This window comes from Sphingomonas phyllosphaerae (assembly GCA_036946405.1).
Taxonomy (GTDB): Bacteria; Pseudomonadota; Alphaproteobacteria; order Sphingomonadales; family Sphingomonadaceae; genus Sphingomonas; species Sphingomonas phyllosphaerae_D.
On sequence record JAQIJC010000001.1, the window covers coordinates 2258814 to 2282668 of the forward strand.

Annotated in this window: 22 protein-coding genes; 13 read left to right on the forward strand and 9 right to left on the reverse strand. The window is 66.8% G+C overall.

Annotated elements, in window-relative coordinates:
• Nucleotides 1-106 precede the first annotated feature (106 nt).
• The gene (locus tag PGN12_10780) at nucleotides 107-679 is read left to right on the forward strand and encodes an ATP-dependent Clp protease proteolytic subunit (GenBank protein MEH3104379.1); all 573 of its coding nucleotides are present in this window, start codon (nucleotides 107-109) and stop codon (nucleotides 677-679) included.
• 3 nt (nucleotides 680-682) lie between these two features.
• On the opposite strand, the gene PGN12_10785 is transcribed toward PGN12_10780, so the two are convergent.
• A complete protein-coding gene (locus PGN12_10785) occupies nucleotides 683-1276 on the reverse strand; it encodes a J domain-containing protein (GenBank protein ID MEH3104380.1) in 594 nt (197 codons plus the stop codon).
• A gap of 45 nt (nucleotides 1277-1321) precedes the next feature.
• Here PGN12_10785 and PGN12_10790 point away from each other — a divergent pair, with 45 nt between their 5' ends.
• Together PGN12_10790 and PGN12_10795 are read left to right on the forward strand one after the other, a co-directional pair.
• Complete coding sequence (locus PGN12_10790; protein MEH3104381.1) at nucleotides 1322-1591, forward strand: BolA family transcriptional regulator; 270 nt, start codon at nucleotides 1322-1324, stop codon at nucleotides 1589-1591.
• Nucleotides 1588-2298, forward strand: coding sequence for a glutathione S-transferase (locus tag PGN12_10795; GenBank protein MEH3104382.1), 711 nt, complete (start codon nucleotides 1588-1590; stop codon nucleotides 2296-2298). Before PGN12_10790 ends, PGN12_10795 begins: the two co-directional genes overlap by 4 nt.
• A gap of 21 nt (nucleotides 2299-2319) precedes the next feature.
• On the opposite strand, the gene PGN12_10800 is transcribed toward PGN12_10795, so the two are convergent.
• Nucleotides 2320-2766 (reverse strand): DUF3597 domain-containing protein, encoded by a 447-nt coding sequence (locus PGN12_10800; protein MEH3104383.1) that lies wholly within the window; start codon nucleotides 2764-2766, stop codon nucleotides 2320-2322.
• A complete protein-coding gene (locus PGN12_10805) occupies nucleotides 2763-4004 on the reverse strand; it encodes a hypothetical protein (protein MEH3104384.1) in 1242 nt (413 codons plus the stop codon). The genes PGN12_10800 and PGN12_10805 overlap by 4 nt, the downstream gene beginning before the upstream one ends.
• Before the next feature lie 245 nt (nucleotides 4005-4249).
• Here PGN12_10805 and PGN12_10810 point away from each other — a divergent pair, with 245 nt between their 5' ends.
• Nucleotides 4250-5542 (forward strand): hypothetical protein, encoded by a 1293-nt coding sequence (locus PGN12_10810; GenBank protein ID MEH3104385.1) that lies wholly within the window; start codon nucleotides 4250-4252, stop codon nucleotides 5540-5542.
• Nucleotides 5543-6050: 508 nt separating this feature from the next.
• Here the strand turns inward: PGN12_10810 and uvrA are convergent.
• Entirely contained in the window at nucleotides 6051-8957 is a 2907-nt protein-coding gene (uvrA, locus tag PGN12_10815) for an excinuclease ABC subunit UvrA (protein ID MEH3104386.1), read from the reverse strand.
• A gap of 159 nt (nucleotides 8958-9116) precedes the next feature.
• On the opposite strand from uvrA, the gene PGN12_10820 reads away from it, so the two are divergent.
• From PGN12_10820 to tal, 4 genes are all read left to right on the forward strand, one after another.
• Nucleotides 9117-9419, forward strand: coding sequence for a hypothetical protein (locus tag PGN12_10820; GenBank protein ID MEH3104387.1), 303 nt, complete (start codon nucleotides 9117-9119; stop codon nucleotides 9417-9419).
• A gap of 167 nt (nucleotides 9420-9586) precedes the next feature.
• The gene (rpiA, locus tag PGN12_10825) at nucleotides 9587-10264 is read left to right on the forward strand and encodes a ribose-5-phosphate isomerase RpiA (protein ID MEH3104388.1); all 678 of its coding nucleotides are present in this window, start codon (nucleotides 9587-9589) and stop codon (nucleotides 10262-10264) included.
• Nucleotides 10265-10334: 70 nt separating this feature from the next.
• A complete protein-coding gene (gene tkt / locus PGN12_10830; GenBank protein MEH3104389.1) occupies nucleotides 10335-12404 on the forward strand; it encodes a transketolase in 2070 nt (689 codons plus the stop codon).
• A gap of 105 nt (nucleotides 12405-12509) precedes the next feature.
• Entirely contained in the window at nucleotides 12510-13619 is a 1110-nt protein-coding gene (gene tal, locus PGN12_10835; GenBank protein ID MEH3104390.1) for a transaldolase, read from the forward strand.
• Between the two features lie 210 nt (nucleotides 13620-13829).
• On the opposite strand, the gene PGN12_10840 is transcribed toward tal, so the two are convergent.
• From PGN12_10840 to PGN12_10850, 3 genes are read right to left on the reverse strand one after another with little or no spacing between them, the layout of a single operon-like run.
• Complete coding sequence (locus PGN12_10840; protein ID MEH3104391.1) at nucleotides 13830-14219, reverse strand: acyl-CoA thioesterase; 390 nt, start codon at nucleotides 14217-14219, stop codon at nucleotides 13830-13832.
• Nucleotides 14216-14779, reverse strand: coding sequence for a DedA family protein (locus PGN12_10845; GenBank protein ID MEH3104392.1), 564 nt, complete (start codon nucleotides 14777-14779; stop codon nucleotides 14216-14218). Before PGN12_10845 ends, PGN12_10840 begins: the two co-directional genes overlap by 4 nt.
• Before the next feature lie 7 nt (nucleotides 14780-14786).
• A complete protein-coding gene (locus PGN12_10850) occupies nucleotides 14787-16883 on the reverse strand; it encodes a S9 family peptidase (GenBank protein MEH3104393.1) in 2097 nt (698 codons plus the stop codon).
• Between the two features lie 76 nt (nucleotides 16884-16959).
• On the opposite strand from PGN12_10850, the gene gluQRS reads away from it, so the two are divergent.
• From gluQRS to egtD, 5 genes are all read left to right on the forward strand, one after another.
• Nucleotides 16960-17763 carry a tRNA glutamyl-Q(34) synthetase GluQRS gene (gluQRS, locus tag PGN12_10855; GenBank protein MEH3104394.1) on the forward strand — a complete coding sequence of 268 codons (804 nt, stop codon included), beginning with the start codon at nucleotides 16960-16962 and terminating at the stop codon, nucleotides 17761-17763.
• 349 nt (nucleotides 17764-18112) lie between these two features.
• Nucleotides 18113-18340: a twin transmembrane helix small protein gene (locus tag PGN12_10860; protein MEH3104395.1), complete on the forward strand. Its 228-nt coding sequence runs from the start codon at nucleotides 18113-18115 to the stop codon at nucleotides 18338-18340.
• The gene (locus PGN12_10865; protein MEH3104396.1) at nucleotides 18340-18897 is read left to right on the forward strand and encodes a cob(I)yrinic acid a,c-diamide adenosyltransferase; all 558 of its coding nucleotides are present in this window, start codon (nucleotides 18340-18342) and stop codon (nucleotides 18895-18897) included. Before PGN12_10860 ends, PGN12_10865 begins: the two co-directional genes overlap by 1 nt.
• A gap of 53 nt (nucleotides 18898-18950) precedes the next feature.
• Nucleotides 18951-20210, forward strand: coding sequence for an ergothioneine biosynthesis protein EgtB (gene egtB, locus PGN12_10870; protein MEH3104397.1), 1260 nt, complete (start codon nucleotides 18951-18953; stop codon nucleotides 20208-20210).
• A complete protein-coding gene (gene egtD / locus PGN12_10875; GenBank protein MEH3104398.1) occupies nucleotides 20210-21187 on the forward strand; it encodes an L-histidine N(alpha)-methyltransferase in 978 nt (325 codons plus the stop codon). Before egtB ends, egtD begins: the two co-directional genes overlap by 1 nt.
• Nucleotides 21188-21362: 175 nt before the next feature.
• Here the strand turns inward: egtD and PGN12_10880 are convergent, their stop codons facing one another.
• Both PGN12_10880 and sppA read right to left on the reverse strand, forming a co-directional pair.
• Nucleotides 21363-21926 carry a GNAT family N-acetyltransferase gene (locus tag PGN12_10880; protein MEH3104399.1) on the reverse strand — a complete coding sequence of 188 codons (564 nt, stop codon included), beginning with the start codon at nucleotides 21924-21926 and terminating at the stop codon, nucleotides 21363-21365.
• Nucleotides 21926-23794 carry a signal peptide peptidase SppA gene (gene sppA, locus PGN12_10885; protein MEH3104400.1) on the reverse strand — a complete coding sequence of 623 codons (1869 nt, stop codon included), beginning with the start codon at nucleotides 23792-23794 and terminating at the stop codon, nucleotides 21926-21928. The genes PGN12_10880 and sppA overlap by 1 nt, the downstream gene beginning before the upstream one ends.
• Nucleotides 23795-23855: the final 61 nt, after the last annotated feature.

Below are 23855 nucleotides of genomic sequence, written 5' to 3' on the forward strand. Positions count from 1 at the left end.
TCGTTGCTGAGAAAGAGCGTGTGCCGAATGTCACGCTCCACCTACCGCATCGCTGCGATGTAGGACAGCCGCGGAACTCGCGCCGGGCTCGTGGCTTGAGCGCGGCATGACCGAGAACCACAACGCCGCCGCCTATCCGCTGCTTGCGGTGCCGCACATCCAGCTCCACGGCACCGTCGACGAGACGATGTACGCCACCTTCAAGGACCAGCTTGCCGCCGCGCCGGGCGACGGGCCGATCGTCGTGTCGATCACCACGCTGGGCGGCGACCCGGAGATGGCGCGGGCGATGGGCGATACCATTCGGCTGCTGCGCGAATATACCGGACGCGAGGCGCTGTTCCTCGGCAAGGTCGCGGTCTATTCGGCCGGAGCGACGTTCATGTCGGCCTTTCCGGTCGACAAGAGGTTCCTGACGCGAAACTCGCGGATCATGATCCACGAACGGTTGATGAACTCGACCATCCAGCTCTCGGGGCCGCTCAACACGCTGGCGCCGGTGCTCCATGCCAAGCTCAACGAGATCGAGGATTCGATCCGCATCCAGGAAGAAGGCTTCGCCGATCTGGTGCGCGGCAGCAAGGTGTCGCTCGACGAGTTGAAGGAGCGCGCGCCGAACAACTGGTATATCGAGGCGGCCGAGGCGCGCGCGCTCGGGCTGGTGCTCGACATCATCTGACGGTCACGCGAAGGCCGGGGCGCGGCGGAGGTGCTGATAGGCGGCGATGACCTTGCCGAGTGCCGCCTCGTGGCTCCGGTCGCCGCCGTTGCGGTCGGGGTGATAGCGGCGGACGAGTTCGGAATAGCGCTTGCGCAGCGCGCTGCGATCGGCATCCGACGACAATCCGAGCGCTTCCAGACTGCGGCGATCCTCCTGCGACAGCGGTCGACCGTCCGTGCGCGGCGCGGTGCGCGCATATCTGGCGCCGATCGCGTCGAGCGGGTCGGTGAAATCGGCCCAGCGTGGGCCCTGATCGCCCATCCGCGTCCGCGAGAAGGCGCGCGTCTCGCCCTCCCAGCCGGCCATCGGGCGTTGCGCCTGGTGGATCTCGTCGGCGGTCATGCCGTCGAAGTAATTGTAGCCGGCGTTGAACGCGCGGACGTGGTCGAGGCAGAACCAGCGGAAGCGCGGCGGGCCGTCGTGCGCGCCGGCGCCCTCCAGCGGCGGCGCGCGGAACTCGCCGGGCTCGGCACAGCCGGGATGCGCGCAGGGTTTGTCCGAGTCCGCCACCCGGCCATGGAAACGCGTATGGGGTCGATCGTTCTGGGGCTTCACCACTCACTCGTCGCTTGACGCACAAGACGCGCTATATGGGGTCGCATGACGGACATCGCCACCTTGATCACCGAGCGGCTGACCGCTGCGCTTTCCCCGACCCGGCTGGAGGTCATCAACGAGAGCGCGCAGCATCGCGGGCATCTCGGCGATGACGGGACCGGCGAGAGCCACTTCCGCGTCATCGTCGAGAGCGCGGCGTTTGCGGGGCAGTCGCGCGTCGCGCGACAGCGGCTGGTGAACCGCGCGCTGGCCGATCTGCTCGCCGAGCGAATCCATGCGCTGGCGATCCAGGCGAAGGCGCCGGGCGAATGAGCTACGACCTTTGGTATTGGCCGACGATCCAGGGGCGCGGCGAGTTCGTGCGGCTGGTGCTGGAGGCGGGCGGGATCGAATATCGCGACCGGGCGCGCGAGGACGGGGCGGAGGCGATGCTGCGCGACATGGCGGGGCGCGGGCCGCGCGGTCCGTTCGCGCCGCCGTATCTGGTCGCGGACGACGTGACCGTCGCGCAGGTGGCGAACATCGTGCTGTTCCTGCAGGATCGCCATGGCATTGGCCCGGAGGATGCGGCGACGCGCTACTGGCTTCACCAGCTGCAGCTGACGGTCGCCGATCTGGTCGCGGAGGTTCATGCGGTGCATCACCCGGTCGATCCGATGGCGTATTTCGACGAGCAGCGCGGCGAGGCGGCGCGGGCGGCGGCGCAGTTTCGGGCGGCGCGCCTCCCGAAGTTCCTCGACCATTTCGAGGCGGCGCTGGCGGCCGAGGACGGCGGGTTCGTGGCGGGCGAGGCGTGGAGCGGGGTCGACATGGCGTTGTTCCAGATCCTTGCCGGGCTGCGCTACATGTTCCCGCGGCGGATGGCGGCGCTGGCCGGTCACTATCCGCGGCTGGCGGCGGTGCACGATGCGGTTGCGGCGCTGCCGAGGGTCGCGGCCTATCTGGCGAGCGTGCGGCGGGTTGCGTTCAACACCGACGGCATCTTCCGGCATTATCCCGAGCTGGACGGCGACGACTGAGCGTCGCCGTCCGCCCGTTCGTCAGTCCTTGAGCGACGCCGGCACCGTGCCGCCGCTCTTCTCCAGCTCGCGCATCACCGCCTTGTGGAGCCAGATGTTCATCTCGGCCGAGCCGTCCGTTGCGCCGGTATAGCCCAGCTCGGTGGCCAGTTCCTTGCGGTTGGCGAGGCTGGAATCGAGATCGAGCAGCTTCATCAGATCGACGATCGACGTGCGCCAATTAAGATCGGGGTTGCCCTTGCGCTGCGCGATGCCGGTGAGCACCGCCTCGACGTCGACCGGCTGCTGCGGCGTGCTGGGGGCGGGCGCCGGCGCGGGGCTGGGGGCGGCGGCAGGCGGTGCGCCGGGCGCGGTCGACGCCGTGGGCGCGGGGGGCGCGGCGGGGGCGTCCTTCTTGCCGCCGAACTGACCGCCGAGCGGGCCGTGGTCGCCGAAGATCGCCTTCTTGATCGCGCCAAAGATGCTCATGTCGCAAGCGTTCCTGTATCGTGGACGAATGCCGGGGCAACGTCGGGCTGCGGCGAAGGTTCAGCCGCAACCGGCGGGGCCAGCGCCTCCGGCACGAACCAGCGGATGCCGGGTGGCGCTGGCGGCGCGGGCGGCGGCGGGGGCGCAAAGGACGGCTCGACCGCCGCGACGGGCGCGGCGCGGCAGGAGGGCGCGGGCGCGAAGCCGAAGAAGGCGTCACGCGCGGCGGCGCGGCGGGCGAGCGCCGCGCCATCGAGATGATCGGGCGGCGGCCCCATACGCTCCGCCTCCTCATCGGTCAGCGAGCGTTCGTAGTCGGGTGCGGCGGGCTCGCTTTCCCATTCGCCGAGGAAATCGTCGGGCGGCGGGAAGGCGGTGCGCCACTCGCCGACATCCTCGTCCCACCAGACCGGATCGTCCTCGACCGGCGGCGAATGTTGCGAAAGTTGAGACGCTGGCGGGGGTGCGTCGGGTGCGGGCGGGGCGGCGAAGGCGACCAGTCCGGCGGCCTCGGCGCGCACCCATTGCTCGGCGGTCCAGTGCTGGCGCTGCGCGGGGTCGAGATCGGCGACTGGCACGTCGGCGGCGGTGGCGTGGCCGGTGCGCACGAAGCGATCCGCGGCGGCGAGCGCGTAGAGCGGGGCGAGATCGGCGGCGCTTTCGGCGTCGGCGGCGAGCGTGCCGCAGCGCTGCGCGAGGAACAGCCCGGCGCGCGCGGGGCCGGCGTCCTGCGCGACGAGATCGAGATAGGCGTCGAACTCCTGCGCGACGAGCCGCGCGGCCTTCACATCGGTGTCGGGGGTGGCCTCGACCTGCCGGTCGAGGCGCGCGAGCAGGCTCATCGCGAGGCGGTTGTCGTGGCGGTGGCGGGTGACGGTCGTGCCGTCGGCGCGGGTGTAGGTGTCGGTCTGGCCGTGGAGCGCGCGGACCATCAGCGTCTCGGCGACGACCTCGCGCGCGACGAGCGACGCGGCGCGCCAGCCGAGCGCGAACGCCGCGCCCTTGGCGGTGCGGCGGAAGGCGTAGGCGGAGGTGGCGGACAGCCCGACGCGCGCGCAGGCGGCGTCGACGCCATGGCCCTCGGCGATCGCTTCAAGGAAGGTGCGCTGGTTGGTGGCGGACCAGCCGTCGTGGCGGCGCGATTGGGTAGTATCGGCGGGGAGGGTGACGGCGGGGGGCGGCGTCGTGGCCCGGCGGGCGGGGGCGGTGATGCCTTCCATCGGGGTCGTGACGGTCATTTTGCGTGCGCCTCCTGCGGAAAGGGTGCGAGAGGGTGGCTTATGTTGGAGGGTGTAGGACAGCGCGCCGCGCCAAGGCGGTAGCGGTGTGTCTGCCCAGGCTGGCGGAGCCCTTATCGTCGCTCCACGGATTTTCGGGGTTTGTGTGTAACGTCGTAAGGGCCAAGTCGCGCCGATCAATGAGAGTGGTTGCCCTAAACGTCAATTTTGATAGGGTTAGATGATCGCATTTGAGAGGCCCGATTGTGCGTGTATTTGGTCGACCTAAAAAGCAGTCTTCAGACGTTTTCGGTATTTCTGCCGAAATCTTGGTTGACTCTTACGTTGATCGCGGGTCGCTCGACGCTGAGATACAAAAGCAACTTAGAAGAAGAAATCATATTGCCCTGAGGGGTGAGTCTAAATGTGGAAAATCATGGATAAGGAAGAGGAATGTTCCCGATGCGATCGTCGTGCAATGTAGGCTAAAGAAAACCTCGGCTGACATTTACAAAGACATTCTTGCTGAGTTGGGAATTTCTATAATCACGGAGAAGTCGGACAAACTCACGGGAGCTACTTCAGTAGAAGTAAGTGGTGAGATGGGGCGATCAATCATCGCAAAGATCGGTGCAAAGTTAGGGGCCAGCCTTGCTGCCGAAGCTGCTAATAAGTATAAGGTATTGGGAAAAGGTGAGAACGACCTGAAATTTATCTGCGAGGCTATAAAGGCATCCGGAAGAAGAGTTGTTATTGAGGATTTCCATTACATGTCTGTGGACGAGCGAAAGGCATTTTCGTTCGATATGAAGGCAATGTGGGACTACGAAACATACTTAATTGTCGTGGGAGTTTGGTCGCAAAGCAATATGCTAATTTACCTCAATCCTGATCTCTCTGGAAGAATTGAGGAAATCTCTATTTACTGGTCAGATGAAGACTTGAAAGCCGTAATTCAAAAAGGCTCGTGTGCATTGAATGTTTCATTTTCGGTTGCGCTAGCAAGCCGTCTAGTTGAAGATTCCTTTGGAAATGCAGGATTGTTGCAGAAGCTAGCGCTCAACACCCTTGATGAGGTTGATGTCACAGAGGAGCAGGAGAATCCTCTTATTATTGATAACATCAATGCCGGTGAGGCGGCTGGCATGAAGTACGCGGAGCAACTCAATCCTGCGTATCAGCAGTTCGCGAAGCGGGTATCTTCGGGAATACGTAGTCGAACCGATGCGACCGGGATTTACGCTCATGCCATGGCGGTCATCATGGGAGAGAGCGACGATGATCTAAAGAAGGGTCTAGATCTCCATACGATTTTCGCGAAGGCAAACGCCAAACAACCGAGAATCAAAAAAGGGAATCTACGGACTGTGCTTGAGAAATTTGAGGGTCTACAGATCGATGAGGATGGGCGCGGTTTGGTTCTCAGCTTTAATGAAGCAACAGACGAAATCCACGTCGTGGATCGGCAGGTCCTGCTTTATCGCAAATACGCTACCGTGAAGTGGCCATGGGACAACATGATTGCCGAAGCGGACGGCTCTGAGGGATACGCTGATTAGAGTAGGTGTAAAGCTGAATTTTAGAGACGCCTCTCCAACAACTGCGCAAGATATCGCCCCGTAAAGCTCCGTGGCCCCTTCACCAACTCTTCGGGCATGCCGATGCCGACGATCTCGTCGACCTTCATGCCGGGTTTTCGGCGCAGATCAACGATCCAGTTGGCGGTCTTTATAACGTCGAGATTTTACTCGATCACCGCGGTGTTGCCCGCCTCGCTACCCGATCGTGCTGCTCAATACCGAGTGCCATCACCACTTTGCGCCAAGCTGATCCAATGCTCCCAACAGCGCCCGCTTGCTGACGGTGCGTCGATTGCCCGTATTTCGCGGCACCTCCGGCTCGCAGAGCGAACGGCGTCGTGCGGCTAGGTCGGCCGCAAAATCGCGGTATGCGACGACACGCCCCGGCCAATCGCCGGCACTGTTCACCTTCGGGTCTGGCGACGCCATGGCCGTTGCCTCCGTTTTCATTGCGCCTCTCGTCGCATACTAAGCGGGCGTGGCGTCGTCACTCCGCCGCCACCTGTGCGGCACCCTTCCCCAACAACGGCGCCAGATACCGCCCCGTAAAGCTGCGCGGCTCCTTCACCACCTCCTCGGGCGTGCCGGCGGCCACGATCTCGCCGCCCTTCACGCCGCCTTCCGGGCCGAGGTCGACGATCCAGTCGGCGGTCTTGATGACGTCGAGGTTGTGCTCGATCACCACCACGGTGTTGCCCTGCTCGACCAAGGCATGGAGCACCTCCAGCAGCTTGCGGACGTCCTCGAAATGCAGGCCGGTGGTCGGCTCGTCCAAGATATACAGCGTGTTGCCGGTGGCGCGGCGGCTGAGTTCCTTGGCGAGCTTGACGCGCTGCGCCTCGCCGCCCGACAGCGTCGTCGCCTGTTGCCCGACCTTGACGTAGCCGAGCCCGACCTCGACCAGCATCGCCATCTTGTCGCGGATCGGGGGGACGTTGGCGAAGAAGCTCGCGGCATCCTCGACGGTCATGTCGAGCACGTCGGCGATGCTGTGCCCCTTGTGCTTCACCTCCAGCGTCTCGCGATTGTAGCGCGCGCCGTGGCAGACGTCGCAGGTGACATAGACGTCGGGGAGGAAGTGCATCTCGATCTTGAGCACGCCGTCGCCCTGGCACGCCTCGCAGCGGCCGCCCTTGACGTTGAACGAGAAACGCCCGGGCTTGTAGCCGCGCGCCTGTGACTCGGGCAGGCCCGCGAACCAGTCGCGGATCTGCGTGAACGCGCCGGTGTAGGTGGCGGGGTTGGAGCGCGGGGTGCGGCCGATCGGCGACTGGTCGATGTCGATGACCTTGTCGAGATGCTGGAGCCCGGTGATCTTGTCGTGCTTGCCCGCGAGAATGCGCGCGCCGTTGAGCGTGCGCGCCGCGGCGGCATAGAGCGTGTCGATCGTGAAGCTCGACTTGCCCGACCCCGACACGCCGGTGATGCAGGTGAAGGTGCCGAGCGGGATCGACGCGGTGACGCCGGTCAGGTTGTTGGCGGTGGCGTTGTGGACCGTGAGCTTCTTGCCGCTGCCCTTGCGGCGCTTGGCCGGGACCGCGACCTCGCGGGTGCCGTTGAGGTAATCGGCGGTGACCGAGGTCTTGCTCTTGAGCAATTGCTTGACGGTGCCCTGCGCGACGATCTGTCCGCCGTGGACGCCCGCGCCCGGCCCCATGTCGATCACGTAATCGGCCATGCGGATCGCATCCTCGTCATGCTCGACGACGATCACGGTGTTGCCGAGGTCGCGCAGCCGGCGCAGCGTGGCGAGCAGCATATCGTTGTCGCGCTGGTGCAGCCCGATCGACGGCTCGTCGAGGACGTAGAGCACGCCCGACAGCCCGCTGCCGATCTGGCTGGCGAGGCGGATGCGCTGGCTCTCGCCGCCCGACAGCGTGCCGCTGGTGCGGTCGAGGTTGAGATAGTCGAGCCCGACGTTGTTGAGGAAGCCGAGCCGCTCGATGATCTCCTTCAGGATGCGCTCGGCGATCGCGCGCTGCTGATCGCCGAGATGGTTGGGCAGATCGGTGAAGAAGGCGAGCGCGTCGACCACGCTCATGCGGGTGGCGTGGCTGATGTCCTCGCCGGCGATCTTGACCGCCAGCGCCTCGGGCTTGAGCCGCGCGCCCTTGCAGACCTCGCACGGCTGGCTCGACTGGTATTTGGACAGCTCCTCCTTCATCCACGCGCTCTCGGTCTGGAGCAGGCGGCGGTTGAGGTTGCCGATCACGCCCTCGAACGGCTTCTTGACGTCGTAGCTCTTCTTGCCGTCGATGAAGGTCAGCGTCACCGCCTTGCCCTCGGTGCCGAAGAGGATCTTGTCGGCAATCTCGGGGTGCAGCTCGCTCCACGGCGTGTCGAGCGAGAAGCCGAACTCGCGCGCGAGGCTGGCCATCACCTGCATGTAGTATGGCGAGGGCGGGTTGGACTTGGCCCAGGGGACGACCGCGCCCTTCTTGATCGACAGTTCGTGGTTGGGGACGATCAGATCCTCGTCGAACACCAGCTTCTCGCCGAGTCCGTCGCACGCCGGGCACGCGCCCTGCGGGGCGTTGAACGAGAAGAGCCGCGGCTCGATCTCGGCGATGGTGAAGCCGCTGACCGGGCAGGCGAACTTCTCGGAAAAGACGATGCGGCCGGGCGGGGCGTGGTCGCCGAGGACGACGCTTTCGGGGGTGCGCGGCTCGACCGGGTCGGCCGGGTCGATATAGGCGAGCCCGTCGGCGAGCTTGAGCGCGGTCTCGAAACTGTCGGCGAGGCGGGTGGCGGCGTTCTCGTTGACCGCGAGGCGGTCGACCACCACTTCGATGTCGTGCTTGTACTTCTTATCGAGCGCGGGGGCCTCGTCGATCTCGTGAATCTGGCCGTCGATGCGCACGCGGGTGAAGCCGGCCTTCTGCCACTCGGCCAGTTCCTTGCGATACTCGCCCTTGCGCCCGCGCACGACCGGGGCGAGCAGGTAGAGGCGCGTGCCCTCGGGCAGCGCCATCACGCGGTCGACCATCTGGCTGACGGTCTGCGCGGCGATCGGGAGGCCGGTGACCGGCGAATAAGGCACACCGACACGCGCCCACAGCAGGCGCATATAGTCGTAGATCTCGGTGACGGTCGCGACCGTCGAGCGCGGGTTGCGGCTGGTGGTCTTCTGCTCGATCGAGATCGCGGGCGAAAGGCCCTCGATATGGTCGACGTCGGGCTTCTGCATCAGTTCCAGGAACTGGCGCGCATAGGCGGAGAGCGATTCGACGTAGCGGCGCTGCCCCTCGGCATAGATCGTGTCGAAGGCGAGGCTCGACTTGCCCGACCCCGACAGCCCGGTGATCACCGTCAGCGTATCGCGCGGGATATCGACGCTCACGTCCTTGAGGTTGTGCTCGCGCGCGCCGCGGACGGAGATCGTCGTCAATGCCATGAGGGAATTTGTTCCATATCTGTTCGGCCGCGTCCAGCCCGGCGGCGAGCGCGCGATGTGGGGCGGGTGCCGCACTGCGGCAAGACGCGCCACGCGCGCGACGGTTGCGGGGCGCGCGTGGTGTCTTATATGGATGTTACAGTCTGGAGGCGCGAGGCGATGGCCAAGAAGAAGAAGGGCAAGCTGCCCAAGGAAGTGCTGGGGGTGAAGGTGCCCAAGGAGCTGCGCAAGGCCGGCGAACGGCTGATCGAACAGGTGCAGGGGCCAGCGGGCAAGCAGGCGCTGGCGGCGGTGGTCGGCGCGGTGGCGACCGCGGCGCTGACGCGCGAGGCCGCGAAGGCGGCGGAGCGGGGCGGGAAGGCTGACGGCGCGAAGCCCGAGGCGGCGCATGCCGAGCCGGGCGAGGCGTTCGCGCGGGCGGCGGAGTTGCTGGTGGGGAAGATCTTCGCGCCGCGTTCTTGACGGGGGCTGGGCCGGACCGACAGCCTTCCCTGCTTCGTCGCCCCGGACCTGATCCGGGGCCCCGCTTCTTCGTGGCGGTCGTTAAAGAAGAAGCGGGATCCCGGATCAAGTCCGGGATGACGGGAGGCGGTTGGTGCAACCGGGGGCGTTGCTGATGCGCTGAGGCGATGATGACGCAGGATGACGACAAGCGCGCCGCGGCCGAAGCCGCAGTGGCCGAGGCGCAGTCCGACATGCTGGTCGGGCTCGGGACCGGATCGACGGTGCGCTTTGCGATCGAGGCGCTCGGGCGGCGGGTCGCCGAAGGGCTGCGGATCACCGCCGTTGCAACGAGCATCGACAGCGCCCAACGCGCCGCGGCGCTCGGCATCGTGATGCGTGAGTTCGCCGAGGTGGCGCGGGTCGACCTGACGATCGACGGTGCCGACGAGATCGACGCGCGGCTGTGGGCGATCAAGGGCGCGGGCGGGGCGATGCTGCGCGAGAAGATCGTCGCGGCGGCCTCGACGCGGATGGTGGTGATCGCCGATGCCTCCAAGCGCGTCGCGGCGATCGGCACGGCCAAGCTGCCGGTCGAGGTGCTGCCGTTCGCGCGTGGCTATGTGACCGATCGGCTGGCGATGCTCGACGCGACGGTGACGGTGCGCGATGGTGTGACCGACAACGGCAATCTCGTGCTCGACGCCCGGTTTGCCGTCTTCCCCGAGCCACGGGCGCTGGCGGCGGCGCTGGACGCCACCCCCGGCGTGCTGGGGCATGGGCTGTTCCTCGACGAAGTGGATGCGACCTATGTCGCGGATCGCGGCGTCGTTACGCGGCTGGAACGCGCGGACCTCAACGGTTAAGGGAGACGGGACTCGGCAACCGGCGTCGCGCCGGTGCGTTCGACCCCGTGACTCCCGACATGAGGATTGCATGACCGATACCGCCAGCTCGCCCGCCGGTTTCCACGAGGACGGCAGCCCGGAGCGGCTGCAGATCGACACGATCCGCACGCTGTCAATGGACGCCGTGCAAAAGGCCAATTCGGGGCACCCCGGCACGCCGATGGCGCTTGCGCCGGTCGGCTGGACGATCTGGACGCAGTTCCTGCGCTACGACCCCGCGCATGCCGACTGGCCGAACCGCGACCGCTTCGTGTTGTCGGTCGGCCATGCCTCGATGCTGTTGTACTCGTTGCTGTATCTCGCCGGGGTCGAGGAGATCGACGCCGAGGGGAAGAAGACCGGCAAGCCGGCGATGTCGCTGGACGACATCAAGCAGTTCCGCCAGCTCTCCTCCAAGACGCCGGGCCACCCCGAATATCGCCATACCACGGGCGTCGAGACGACGACCGGGCCGCTGGGCGCGGGCTGCGGCAATTCGGTCGGGATGGCGATCGCCGAGCGCTGGCTGGCGGCGCGCTACAACCGCCCGGGCTTCGCGCTGTTCGACCACGACGTTTATGTCGTCTGCGGTGACGGCGATATGATGGAGGGCGTCTCCGCCGAGGCGGCGTCGCTGGCCGGGCATCTCAAGCTCAGCAATCTGTGCTGGATCTATGACAGCAACCAGATTTCGATCGAGGGCGACACCGATCTGGCGTTCGACGAGGACGTCGGTGCGCGCTTCCATGCCTATGGCTGGAACGTCATTCATGTTGACGACGCCAACGATATCAAGGCGTTGACCGAGGCACTTCAGGCGTTCCGCGAGGAAACCGAGGCGCCGACGCTGATCGTCGTGAAGTCGGTGATCGGCTGGGGTTCGCCGCGCGCCGGCAGCGAGAAGGCGCACGGCGAGCCGCTGGGCGCCGAGAATATCGCCAAGACCAAGGAAGCGTACGGCTGGCCGGCGGAGGACTTCTTCGTGCCCGAGGGCGTGAAGGACGCGTTCGGCAAGGCGGTCAAGGACCGCGGCGGCAAGGCACGCGACGAGTGGGTCGCATTGTTCGACAAGTATCGCAGCGAACATGCTGATCTTGCGGCGGAACTCGACCTGCTGCTCAAGGACGAGCTGCCGGAAGGATGGGACAGCGAGATCCCGACCTTCGAGGCGGACGAGAAGGGCGTGGCGAGCCGCGACGCGGGCGGCAAGGTGCTCAACGCGATCGTCAAGAAGGTGCCGTGGCTGCTCGGCGGCTCGGCCGACCTGTCGCCGTCGACCAAGACCGATATCAAGGGCGCGGCATCGTTCGAGCCCGACAATTACGGCGGTTCGAACTTGCACTTCGGCGTGCGCGAGCATGGCATGGGCGCGGTGGTGAACGGCATGGCGCTGTCGCACCTGCGTGCCTATGGCTCCACCTTCCTCGTGTTCCTCGATTACATGCGTGCGCCGGTGCGGCTGTCGGCGATCATGGAGATCGGCGCGGTCTGGGTGTTCACGCATGACTCGATCGGCGTCGGCGAGGACGGCCCGACCCACCAGCCGATCGAGCATCTCGCGACGTTGCGGGCGATCCCGGGGATCGACACCTTCCGGCCGGGCGATGCCAACGAGGTCGCGGCGGCATGGCGTGCGGTGATGAAGGATGCGAGCACCCCGGCGGCGCTGATCCTGTCGCGGCAGGCGCTGCCGACGCTCGATCGCTCGAAGTACGCGAGCGCGGATGGCGTCGAGAAGGGCGCCTATGTGCTGGCGGGCGGCGACGAGACGCCTGACGTGATCCTGATCGCGACCGGATCGGAAGTGTCGCTGGCGGTGCAGGCCTATGAGAGACTGGTCGCCGAGGGCGTGAAGGCGCGCGTCGTGTCGATGCCGAGCTGGTATCGCTACGAATTGCAGGACGCCGCCTACAAGGAGAGCGTGCTGCCCAAGGCGGTGAAGGCGCGCGTCGCGATCGAGATGGCCGGGTCGCTCGGCTGGGATCGCTACGTCGGTTATGAAGGGCGGCAGATCACGATGTCGACCTTCGGCGCGTCGGCGCCGCTCGCCAAGTTGCAGGACAAGTTCGGCTTTACGGTCGAGAATGTCGTGAAGGTGGCGAAGGAAGCAATGGCGTGAGTGTCGCCCCTGCGAAGGCAGGGGCCGATCACTATATCCACGAGCGTCGCCTTTCGTGGTGAGAGACATGGGCCCCCGCCTGCGCGGGGGCGACGGGAGATCGGGATGAGCAAGCTACAGGACCTCAGCAACGCCGGCACCGCGGTGTGGCTGGACTTCGTCGACCGCAAGTTCCTCGAACAGGGCGGGCTCCAGAAGCTGGTCGACGAGGACGGGCTGACCGGTGTCACCTCCAACCCGACGATCTTCGAGAAAGCGATGGGCGCGGGCGACGCCTATGACGCCGGCTTTGCCGAGTTCGACAAGGCCAATCCGGGCGCCGAGCCGATGGCGCGCTACGAAGCGCAGGCGATCAAGGACATCCAGGCGGCGTGCGACACGCTGCGCCCGGTCTATGACCGGCTGGATGCCAAGGACGGCTATGTCAGCCTCGAAGTGTCGCCGTATCTGGCGCTGAAGGGGCCGGAAACCGCCGAGGAAGCCGAGCGGCTGTGGCAGGCGGTGGATCGTCCGAATCTGATGATCAAGATCCCCGGGACCGACGACGGCGTGCGCGCGATCCGCGACACGATCGCCAAGGGGATCAACGTCAACGTGACATTGCTGTTCGGGGTCGAGGCGTACAAGAAGGTCGCCTATGCCTATGTCGAGGGACTTGAAGAGCGCGTCTCCAAGGACTTGCCGATCGAGCGCATCGCGAGCGTGGCGAGCTTCTTCGTCAGCCGGATCGACAGCAAGATCGACGACGCGATCGACGCCGGTCAGGGTGGCGATGAGGCCAAGGCGCTGAAGGGCAAGGTCGCGATCGCCAACGCCAAGCTGGCCTATGCCTGGTATCAGGAGTTCATCGCCTCGGATCGCTGGCAGAAGCTGGCGGCGAAGGGCGCGCAGCCGCAGCGGCTGCTGTGGGCGTCGACTGGCACCAAGAATCCGGACTATCCCGACACCTTGTATGTCGATGAACTGATCGGGCCGGAGACGGTCAACACGATGCCGCCGAAGACGATGGATGCGTTCCGCGACCATGGCACGGTGGCGCAGACCTTGACGCAGGACGTCGATGGCGCGCGGCATATGATCGCGGAGCAGGCGCGGCTCGGGCTCGATCTGGACGGTGTGACCAAGACGCTGGTCGACGAGGGGGTGGCGAGCTTCTCCAAGTCGTTCGACGATCTGTTGAAGGTGATCGGCGCGAAGCAGCCCGCGAACGCGTGATTTGCTGCGTGAGGGATGGGGTGGGGGTCGGTGACGGCCTCCGCCCTTCTTGTAACCGCTCGCCTCGACCACACCGTTCGTGCTGAGGAGCCATCGAGCGAAGTCGAGATGGCGTCTCGAAGCACTTATGTCGCGCAGCTCCTTCGAGACGGGGCTTCGACAGGCTCAGCCCCTCCTCAGAACGAACGGATGGGTGGGCGTGCGAAAGAGCTACGCCAGAAACGGCGCAGCGATTTCCGGCGTGATCCGCAGCAGCCGCCCGGTCGCGCGGTCGAGCAGCGCCCAGGTCGTGACGCCCTCGACGCGCAGCTTGCCATCGGTGCCGAGGAAGCGGAAGTGGCGGTCGAAGCGCGCGCCGCGTGGCGGATCGGGGACCCAGGTTTCGCCCGTAACGGTTTCGCCCTCCACGACATTGCCGCGATAGTCGATGACGTGGCGGGTAATCATCCAGACATAGGCCGCCTGATGCGCGGGCGGGGCGATCGCCGCCCAATGCGCGACCGACAGTTCCTGAATCCAGCGCACCCAGACGGCATTGTTGACGTGGCCGAGTTCGTCGATGTCGGCGGGTTGCGCGGTGAAGGTCTGCGTGAAGGTCATGCGTGACGCGCCTTGTACCAGCGCCAGCCTGCGAAGGCGATGCCCGCCGCGAGCAGCGCGCCGACCGCCCACCACAGATGCCGGTCGGCGACGATCCGGCCGAGCAATTGCTCGAAGCCATGGCCGAACAGATAGCCGATCCCGGTGAACAGGATTGCCCAGCAGGTCGCCGACGCGCCGTTGACGATCGCGAAGCGCCTGGCGGAAACGCTGGTCGAGCCGATCGCGATCGGGCTGACGGTGCGCAGGCCATAAAGGAAGCGGAACGCGAAGATGAACGCGGTCGGGTGGCGCTCGAAGGCCGCGACCGCGCGCGCGAACGCGGGCTTGGCGCGCGCGGCGGCGATCCATTTGCGGTCGCGGAAATGCCGGCCGGCGTAGAACCAGCCTTGATCGGCGGTGTAGGAGCCGAGCCCGGCGGCGAGCATCGCGAATGGCAGCGACAGCAGCCCTTTGTGCGCGAGGATGCCGCCCGCCATCACTGCGGCCTCGCCCTCCAGCGCCGCGCCGGCGAACAGCGCGGCGAGGCCATAACGCGCGACGATCGCCTCGATCGTCATGCCGCGGTCACGGCTCCACGCCCAATTGCCACAACACGAAGGCATGTTCCTCGGCGGCTTCGCGCAGGCTCTCGAACCGACCCGACTTGCCGCCGTGGCCGGCGCCCATGTTGGTCTTGAGCAGCAGGAGGTTGGCGTCGGTCTTCGTGGCGCGCAGCTTCGCGGCCCATTTGGCGGGCTCCCAATAGGTCACGCGCGGATCGTTGAGCCCGCCCGAGATGAAGAGTGGCGGATAATCCTGTGACCTTATATTGTCATAGGGGGAATAGCTGCGGATCAATTCGAAGGCCGCCGGGTCCTCGATCGGGTTGCCCCATTCCGGCCATTCGCCGGGCGTCAGCGGCAGCGTCTCGTCAAGCATCGTATTGAGCACGTCGACGAACGGGACGTCGGCGATCACCGCGCCCCACAGCTGCGGATCGGAGTTGACCACCGCGCCCATCAGCTCGCCGCCCGCCGAGCGGCCGGCGATCGCGATCCGTCCAGCGCTGGTCCAGCCCTGTTCGACCAATCCCTTCGCAACGTCCACGAAGTCGTTGAATGTATTGACACGCTTCTCGAGCTTGCCGTCACGATACCATTGCTGGCCGAGGTCGTCGCCGCCGCGGATGTGTGCGATGGCATAAGCGAAGCCGCGGTCGAGCAGGCTGAGGATCCCTGTCGAGAAGCCCGGCGGGATCGCATGGCCGTAGGCGCCATAGGCGTAGAGGAACAACGGCCGCGAACCGTCGCGCGGGAAGTCGCGCGGGTAGACGATCGACACCGGGACCGCGGTGCCGTCGCGCGCGGTGATCTTCAGCCGCTGCGTATCGTATTTCGCCGCGTCATAGCCGCTGGGGATCTCCTGCACCTTCAGCGTGGTGAGCGCGCCGGTCGCGGTGTCATAATCGTAGACGGTGCCGGGCGTTACCATCGACTCATAGCCGAGACGAAGAACCGTCTGATCATATTCGGGATTATCGCCGAGGCCCGCGGCGTAGCTCGCTTCGGGGAAGGCGATGCGGCGCGGGGCGGCGGCGGGGTCGTAGGCGTGGATCTCGATCTGGTCGAGCCCGTCCTCGCGGCCCTCGACGATGAAGAAGTCGCGGAAACATTCGACCCCGGTCATGTAGAAATGCGGGCTGGGCGCGATCCGCTCGGTCCATTCGCTGGGCGCGGTAATCGGCGCGGTGACCAGCCGCCACATCGGATCGATGTCGTTGGTGTGGATGAACAACGTGTCGCCGTGCGTGTCGACGTCATATTCGCGGCCGGGCTGGCGCGGCGCGATCAGGATCGGCGCGGCGAAGGGGTCGTCGGCGGGGTAGAGCCGGATCTCGCTGGTGTCGTGGCTGCTGGCGACGAGCGCGATCCACTTGCGGTCGCTGGTCTGGCTGACGCCGACCGAGAAGACCGGATCGTCCTCATAATAGAGCGTCACGTCGTCGGCGCTGGAGGTGCCGAGGCGATGGAATTTGATCGTGCGCGTGCGCCACTGGTCGTCGGTGAGGCCGTAGAGGATGCCGCTGCCATCGCTGGTGAAGACGATGTTGCCGATCGTGCCCTCGATCGACGTATCACCCCATTTGCCGGCGGCGGACTCGATCGTCTCCGGCGCATCGGTGGCACCGTTCAGGCTCTTGAAGCGGATCGTATAGCGTTCCGATCCATCGTCGTCGGTCGAATAGGCGAGCAGGGTGCCATCCTCGCTGATCGACAGTGCGCCGAGCCGGAAATATTCCTTGCCCTCGGCCAGCGCCGGTTCGTCGAGCAGCAATTCGTCGGGGCCGCCCGCGACCGGCCTGCGCCACCATTTGCGATACTGGCCGCCGGTTTCGAACGCGGTCCAGTAGAGATGGTCGCCATCCTTCTGCGGGACGCTGCTCTCGTCCTCCTTGATGCGCCCCTTCATCTCTTCGTAGAGCCGGTCGACCAGCGGGCGGTGCGGTGCCATCTGCGCCTCAAACCAGGCGTTCTCTTCCTCGAGATAGGCGAGCACGTCCTGGTCGGTGACGTCGGGGTAGTTCGGATCCTTCAGCCACGCCCAGGGATCGTCGATCGTGATGCCATGCATCGTGAAGCTATGCGGGCGGGTGGCGGCGACGGGGGGCATAGGTTCGGTCATAGGCGCTTCCTAACGCGCGATATTGCCAAACGTCACCCTCTTGTCGGCACGCGCGGCACGGCGCACATCGCGCGGCATGAGCGTCGTCACCCGTTTTGCGCCTTCGCCGACCGGACGGCTGCACATGGGTCACGCGTTTTCGGCGATCCGGGCGCACGATTTCGCGCGAGAGCGCGGAGGGCAATTCCTGCTGCGGATCGAGGATATCGACGGAACGCGCAGCCGGCCGGAGCATGTCGCAACGATCGTCGACGACCTGCGCTGGCTGGGGCTGACGTGGGACGGGGCGGTGACATTCCAGTCGGCGCGGCTGGATGTTTATGCCGCCGTGCTTGAGCAATTGCGTGAGCTGCGGCTGCTATATCGTTGTTATTGCACGCGTGCGGAGATCGCCGAGGCGCTGAGTGCGCCGCATGGGGCGGTGGCGGCCTATCCGGGAACGTGCCGTGATGCACCGGAGCGTGACGCGCCGCATTGCTGGCGGCTCGATATGGCGGCGGCGGTGGCGCGCTGCGGCGACCTGTCGTGGTCCGATCACGGGCGAGTGGTGGCGAACGGAGCGCTGGCGCAGGGCGACGTGGTGCTGGCGCGCAAGGATGCGCCGGCGAGCTATCATCTGGCGGTGACGGTCGACGATGCTGCGCAAGGCGTGACGGATGTGGTGCGCGGGCGCGACCTGTTCGCGGCGACGCATGTGCACCGCGTGTTGCAGGCGCTGCTGGGGCTGCCGGTGCCGCGCTGGTGGCATCACGATTTGCTCGTCGGGGCGGATGGCGCGCGGCTGGCGAAGCGGCATGGTGCGCCGACGCTCGCGGCGCTGCGCGAGGCGAGGGTGGATGGGCGCGAGGTCGCGGCCAGGTTGCGGGCGGGGGCGGTATAGCGCCCGCCGCCGGGTTCGCCGTTGGTAGGGAGCCATGGCGGGTGGAGGAACACTCACAACTCGCCATGTGCACCGTCGCCCCTGCGAAGGCAGGGGCCTATGGCTGTGTCGGCTTGGTGGACGGCTCGACACATTGAGCGAGGCGTGTGTGTCAGCCTTTCTCCTTGACGCGACAGACATGGGCCCCTGCCTGCGCCGGGGGCGACGGGATTGGATGCGGCGATGTGTCCGGCGGCAGATGGCGAGTGGAGTAGCGTTGAAACCTTCCGGCGCGCGCCGTTGCCCCCGCCCTCGCAGGGGCGACGGGATGGCCATTGCCGTTTGCGCCGCCGCGTCTTAGCATCGGTTCATGAATACCTTCCTCGTCATCCTGCTGGTCGCGGCGATGATCGCCACGGTGGTCGCGCTGGTGCGCGGCATCGTCTCGTTCCTCCAGAGCGCCTCGGCCGAGGCGCGCGGTGAGGGGCCGACCGCGGCGCAGCTCAAATCGAACCGGATGATGCAGATGCGCATCTTCTATCAGACGCTGGCGGTGCTGATCGTCGTCGTGCTCCTGTTCGCCGCCGGGCGTAATTGATGGTCCGGCTCAATCGCATCTACACGCGGACCGGCGACGACGGCACGACCGGGCTGTCGGACGGAAGCCGCATCGCCAAGACCGACGCGCGGATGCAGGCGATCGGCGACGTCGACGAGGCGAACAGCGCGATCGGGGTGGCGATCGCCGGGCTGGGCTACGCTGCCTTGGTCGAGCAGCTGACCCGGGTGCAGAACGATCTGTTCGATCTCGGCGCCGATCTCGCGACGCCGGGCGACGACTATGAACCCGGCGAGATGACGCTGCGGATCGTGCCCGCGCAGGTCGCGCGGCTGGAAGCGGAGATCGACGCACTCAACGAACATGTCCCGCCGCTGACCAGCTTCGTGCTGCCCGGCGGCGCGGCGGCGGCGCTGCATCTCGCGCGCGCGATCGTGCGGCGTGCGGAGCGGTCGGCGGTCGCGCTGGCACCGCATGTCAATCCGCAGGCGTTGATCTATCTGAACCGCCTGTCGGATTTTCTTTTCGTCGCCTGCCGATCGGTGAACCTTAACGCAGGTGGGGACGTTCTGTGGGTAGCAGGGGCAAACCGATAACATAGGCAGTCCCGTGCGCGCCCGATCTCCCGGGCGGCTGCAGGAGGACGACCATGGAAGCGCTCCCCCGGCTCGACGCCGGGACCGACCCGCTGGTGCGGCGCTATGCGCAGGTGCGGCGGTTGAGCGAGGCGCTGGTCGCCCCGCTGTCCGATGCCGATGCCACCGTCCAGTCGATGGACGACGCCTCGCCGGCGAAATGGCATCTGGCGCATACGACGTGGTTCTTTGAGACGTTCGTGCTGCGCGACCATGTGCCCGGCTATGCGCTGCACGACGCGCGCTTTCCGTTCCTGTTCAACAGCTATTACGAGGCCGAAGGGCGACGGCACGCGCGCGGGCGACGCGGAATGATTACCCGGCCGACGCTGGACGAGGTGCTGGCGTATCGCCGCGCCGTCGATGTTGCTTTGCTGGAGGCGTTTGCGACGTTGCCGGCGGCGGCGCTCGAGCTGATTGCGCTGGGCTGCCATCACGAGGAGCAGCATCAGGAGTTGCTCGTCACCGACGTGCTGCATCTCTTTTCGGAGAACCCGCTGGAGCCGGCGGTGTGGTCCCCCGAGCGCAAGGTGCCGGTCGCGATGCCGGGGCCGGTCGCGTGGATCGAGAGCGGCGAGCGCGTGGTCGAGGTCGGGCATAATGGCAGCGGCTTCGCGTTCGATTGTGAGGGGCCGCGGCATCGCACCCTGTTGCTCCCCCATGCGATCGCCGACCGGACTGTCACCAACGGCGAATGGGCGGCATTCATCGCCGATGGCGGCTATCGCGACGCGCGGCTTTGGCTGTCGGACGGCTGGGCATGGGTGCAGCGCGAGCGCGTCGGCGCGCCGCTCTATTGGGAGCATCGCGAGGGAGCGTGGACGCGCTTCGGGCTCGACGGGCGGCGGGCTGTCGATCCGGCGGCGCCGGTGACGCACGTCAGCTTCTACGAGGCGGATGCCTTTGCGAGCTGGGCCGGCGCGCGGCTGCCGACTGAGTTCGAATGGGAGGCCGCCGCCGCAGCGCATGACGCGAGCGCGGGCAACCAGCTCGACGGCGCGGGCGCGATCGAGCCGCGACCGTCCGCGGGCGGGCCGGCGTTCTTCGGCGACGTGTGGGAATGGACCGGGTCGGCCTATCGCCCATACCCCGGTTTTCACCCGGTCGGAGGCGCGGTCGGCGAATATAACGGCAAGTTCATGAACGGGCAGTTCGTGCTGCGCGGCGGCAGCTGCGCGACGCCGCGCGGCCATGCGCGCGCCTGCTATCGCAACTTCTTCTACCCGCACCAGCGCTGGCAATTCACCGGCGTGCGGTTGGCAAAGGACCTTTGATGCTGAAGCCTGAGATCGAGGACGGGCAGGTGACGCTCGCCGACCCGCAGTTCCGCGCCGACGTGCTCGCCGGGCTGGAACGCCGCCCGCGCGCGATCCCGGCACGGTGGTTCTACGATCATCGCGGGTCGGAACTGTTCGAGCAGATCACCGATTTGCCTGAATATTATCCGACGCGGACCGAGACCGCGCTGCTCGAGGGGCTGTGCCCCGAGTTGCGCGAGATCGTCGGCGAGGGGCGCGCGGTGGTCGAGTTCGGGTCGGGATCGTCGACCAAGACCCCGATCGTGCTGCGCTGCGTGAAGCCGTCGTCGTACGTGCCGATCGACATTTCGGGCGACTTCCTGCGGCAGTCGGCGCGCGAGCTGTCGGATGCGTTTCCCGAGTTACTGGTGCTGCCGTTCGAGGCCGATTTCACCCGCCCGCTGACCTTGCCGCATACGATCAGCGCTGCGCCGAAGCTGGGGTTCTTTCCGGGATCGACGATCGGCAACCTGATTCCGCTGGCGGCGATCGACCTGCTGCGTGCGATGCGTTCGTCGCTCGGGGAGGGCGCGATGCTGCTGATCGGGATGGACCGGATCAAGGACCCGGCGGTGCTGATCCCGGCCTATGACGATGCGCAGGGCGTGACCGCGGCGTTCAACCGCAACCTGCTTGAGCGGATCAATCGCGAGCTGGACGGGACGCTGCCGGTCGACGCCTTCGCGCACGAGGCGCGCTGGAACGACGATCGCGCTCGGATCGAGATGCATCTGGTCGCGACTCGCGATGTCGCCTTCACGGTCGAGGGGCGCGAGTTTTCGATCGCGACGGGCGAGTCGATCCATACCGAGAACAGCCACAAATACGGCGAGCGTGACGCGCGCATCCTGCTGCGCGCGGGCGGGTGGACGCCGGTGCGCGAATGGACCGATGCCGAGGGCAAGTTCGCGGTGATCCTCGCCGAGGCGCAGCCTGAGCGGCCGGCGCCGTAGCGCCATTGAGGAGGACACACACCTCGTCGCCCCTGCGCAGGCAGGGGCCTATGTCTGTCTCGGCTTGGTGAGGCATTTGACACAGGCACGTTGGGTCGTGTGTCACTTGGCTCGACGCATGATACAGCCATGGGCCCCTGCCTGCGCAGGGGCGACGGCTTGATCGACGGTGACGTCAGTCGCGGCGGACGCCCGTGACGCTGAACGGCTTCGGCTCGACCGGCGGGATCGCGCTGTCGTTCAGCTCGCATTGCCAGAAGCCGACGTCGATCCAGCGCCCCTGTTTGTAGCCGACCTCGCGATACACCCCCGCGCGGCGGAAGCCGACCGCTTCGTGGAGCGTGATCGAGGCGTCGTTGGGGAGCGTGATGACGCCGATCGCCTGCGTGAACCCCTGCGCGCGCAACGTGTCGACCAGCGCTTCGTAGAGCAGCCGCCCGACGCCTTGCCCGTGCGTCGCGCCGCCGACATAGATCGAGGTTTCGACCACATAGCGGTACGCCGGACGATCGCGGAAGCGCGTCGCATAGGCATAGGCCAGCACCGCGTCGCCGCTGGTCGCGACCAGCCACGGATAATAGCCGTCCGACGCCGCGATGCGCTCGCGCATCGCCGCCGCGTCGGGCGCGTCGCTCTCGAACGACACGGTGCCCGACAGCACGAACGGCGCGTAGATCGCGGCGATCGCCGCGGCGTCGTCGCCGGTCGCGGCGCGGATCGTGATCGGGCCCTGCGACATCACAACCCGATCCGCGCGACGACGAGCTGCCACAGGTTGCGGTCCTCGGCGCGCGCCGCGATCGGGCCGAGCCCGACGCATTCGAGGCATTGCGCGCGCACCGCCGCCCCGCCCAGCATGCGCTTGGCATCGCCCAAAGCGGCGGCGAACGCCTGCTGGCGCTGCCACGTCAGCCGCGACAGCGCGTCGGGCGCGCTGGCGTCGTCATCGTCCTCCTGGCTGGCGACCTGCTGCGCGATCTGCGCGGCGAAGCCGGGCTTCTTCTCCAGCCACACCGGTTGCGCATCGTCCAGCTTCGCGCGCTTCGCCGCCTCGGCGATCGCGTCGTCGAGCCCGCCGAAGCGGTCGACCAGCTTCAGCTGCTGCGCGATCCCGCCGACCCAGACGCGGCCCTGACCGATCTCGTTGACGCGCGCGATCGGCAGCTTGCGCGACTGCGAGACGCGGGTGAGGAATTGTAGATAGCCATGCTCGATCCCGGCCTGGACGATACGGTCGAGTTCGGGGGTGGTGCCGCCGAGCACGTCGGGCTGGCCCGACAGCGGGGTCGTCTTCACGCCGTCGGTCGACAGGCCGATCTTCTTGAGCGTGTTCTCGAAGGTCGGGATGATCCCGAAGATGCCGATCGAGCCGGTGATCGTGCCCGGCTCGGCGAAGATAACGTCGGCGGGGGTCGACACCCAATAGCCGCCCGAGGCGGCGAGCCCGCCCATCGAGACCACCACCGGCAGCCCGCGCCGCTTGGCCTCGAGGATCGCGAGCCGGATCTTCTCCGACGCCAGCACCGAGCCGCCGGGCGAGTCGACGCGCACCACCAGCGCCTTGAGGTCGTTGTCGACGAGTCCGTCATAGAGCAGCTTCGACACGGTATCGCCCGCCGCCTTGCCGGGACCGGCCTCGCCGTCGACGATCTCGCCCGCGATCGTCAGCACGCCGACCTTGCCTTTCTTCGGGACCGGGTTGGCGGCGACATAGGCATTGTAGTTGATCGTCTTGAACCAGCCGGCGACCTTCTTGGCGTCGCCGCCGGCCAGCTGCGCGACGCGGCGGCCGAACGCGACCCGGTCGCCGAGATTGTCGACCAGCCCGGTGGCGAGATTGGCGCGCGACACGTCGCCCTGCGCCTGCGTGACGAGCTGCGCCGGGTTGCCGAGCCACGGCGCGAGCTGCGCCTTGGGTCGCGCGGTCGATACCGCCTCGCGCCACTGGTCGAACAGTGTGCCGTAGAGCGCCTGGCTCGCCTCGCGCGCTTCGGGGCTCTGGTCGGTGCGGGTATAGGGCTCGACCGCCGACTTGAACTTGCCGACGCGATAGACGTGCGCGTTGACGCCGAGCTTGTCGATCAGCCCCTTGTAGAACAACTGGTTGCCACCGGGGCCGGCGAAGAAGGTGCCGCCGAGCGGGTCCATCCAGATCTCGCTCGCCGCCGAGGCGAGGCGATAACCGCCGTCGGTATAGGCGGTGGCATAGGCGAGCACCGGCTTGCCCGCGGTGCGCGCGCGGAGCAACGCGGCCTGCACCTCGCCGAGCACCGCCGGATAGGCGCCGCCGAAGCGATCAAGGTCGAGGACGATCGCTTTGACGCGGTCGTCGGTGCGCGCGGTGTCGATCGCGCGCAGCACGTCGCGGAGGCGATATTGCTTGCCGACTTGCTGCCCGCTGAGCAGCGCGGTGAGCGGCACCTCTTCGGGCTGTTCGACGATCGGGCCGTCGAATCTCAGGACCAGCGCGCCGTCGCCGATCGCCGCCGGGCGCTGCCGCGCATTGAGCGCGGCGAAGATCGTCGCGAAGAACAGCAGCATCGCGACGAGCACCAGCGCGTCCTTGATCCCGACCAGCAGCTTCCAGGCGCCGCGTACCAGCTTCATCGTTCTTGCCACCTTCGTTGCGTGGCGGCGACCGTAGCGCGGCGTGTATGACCGGGGCAAT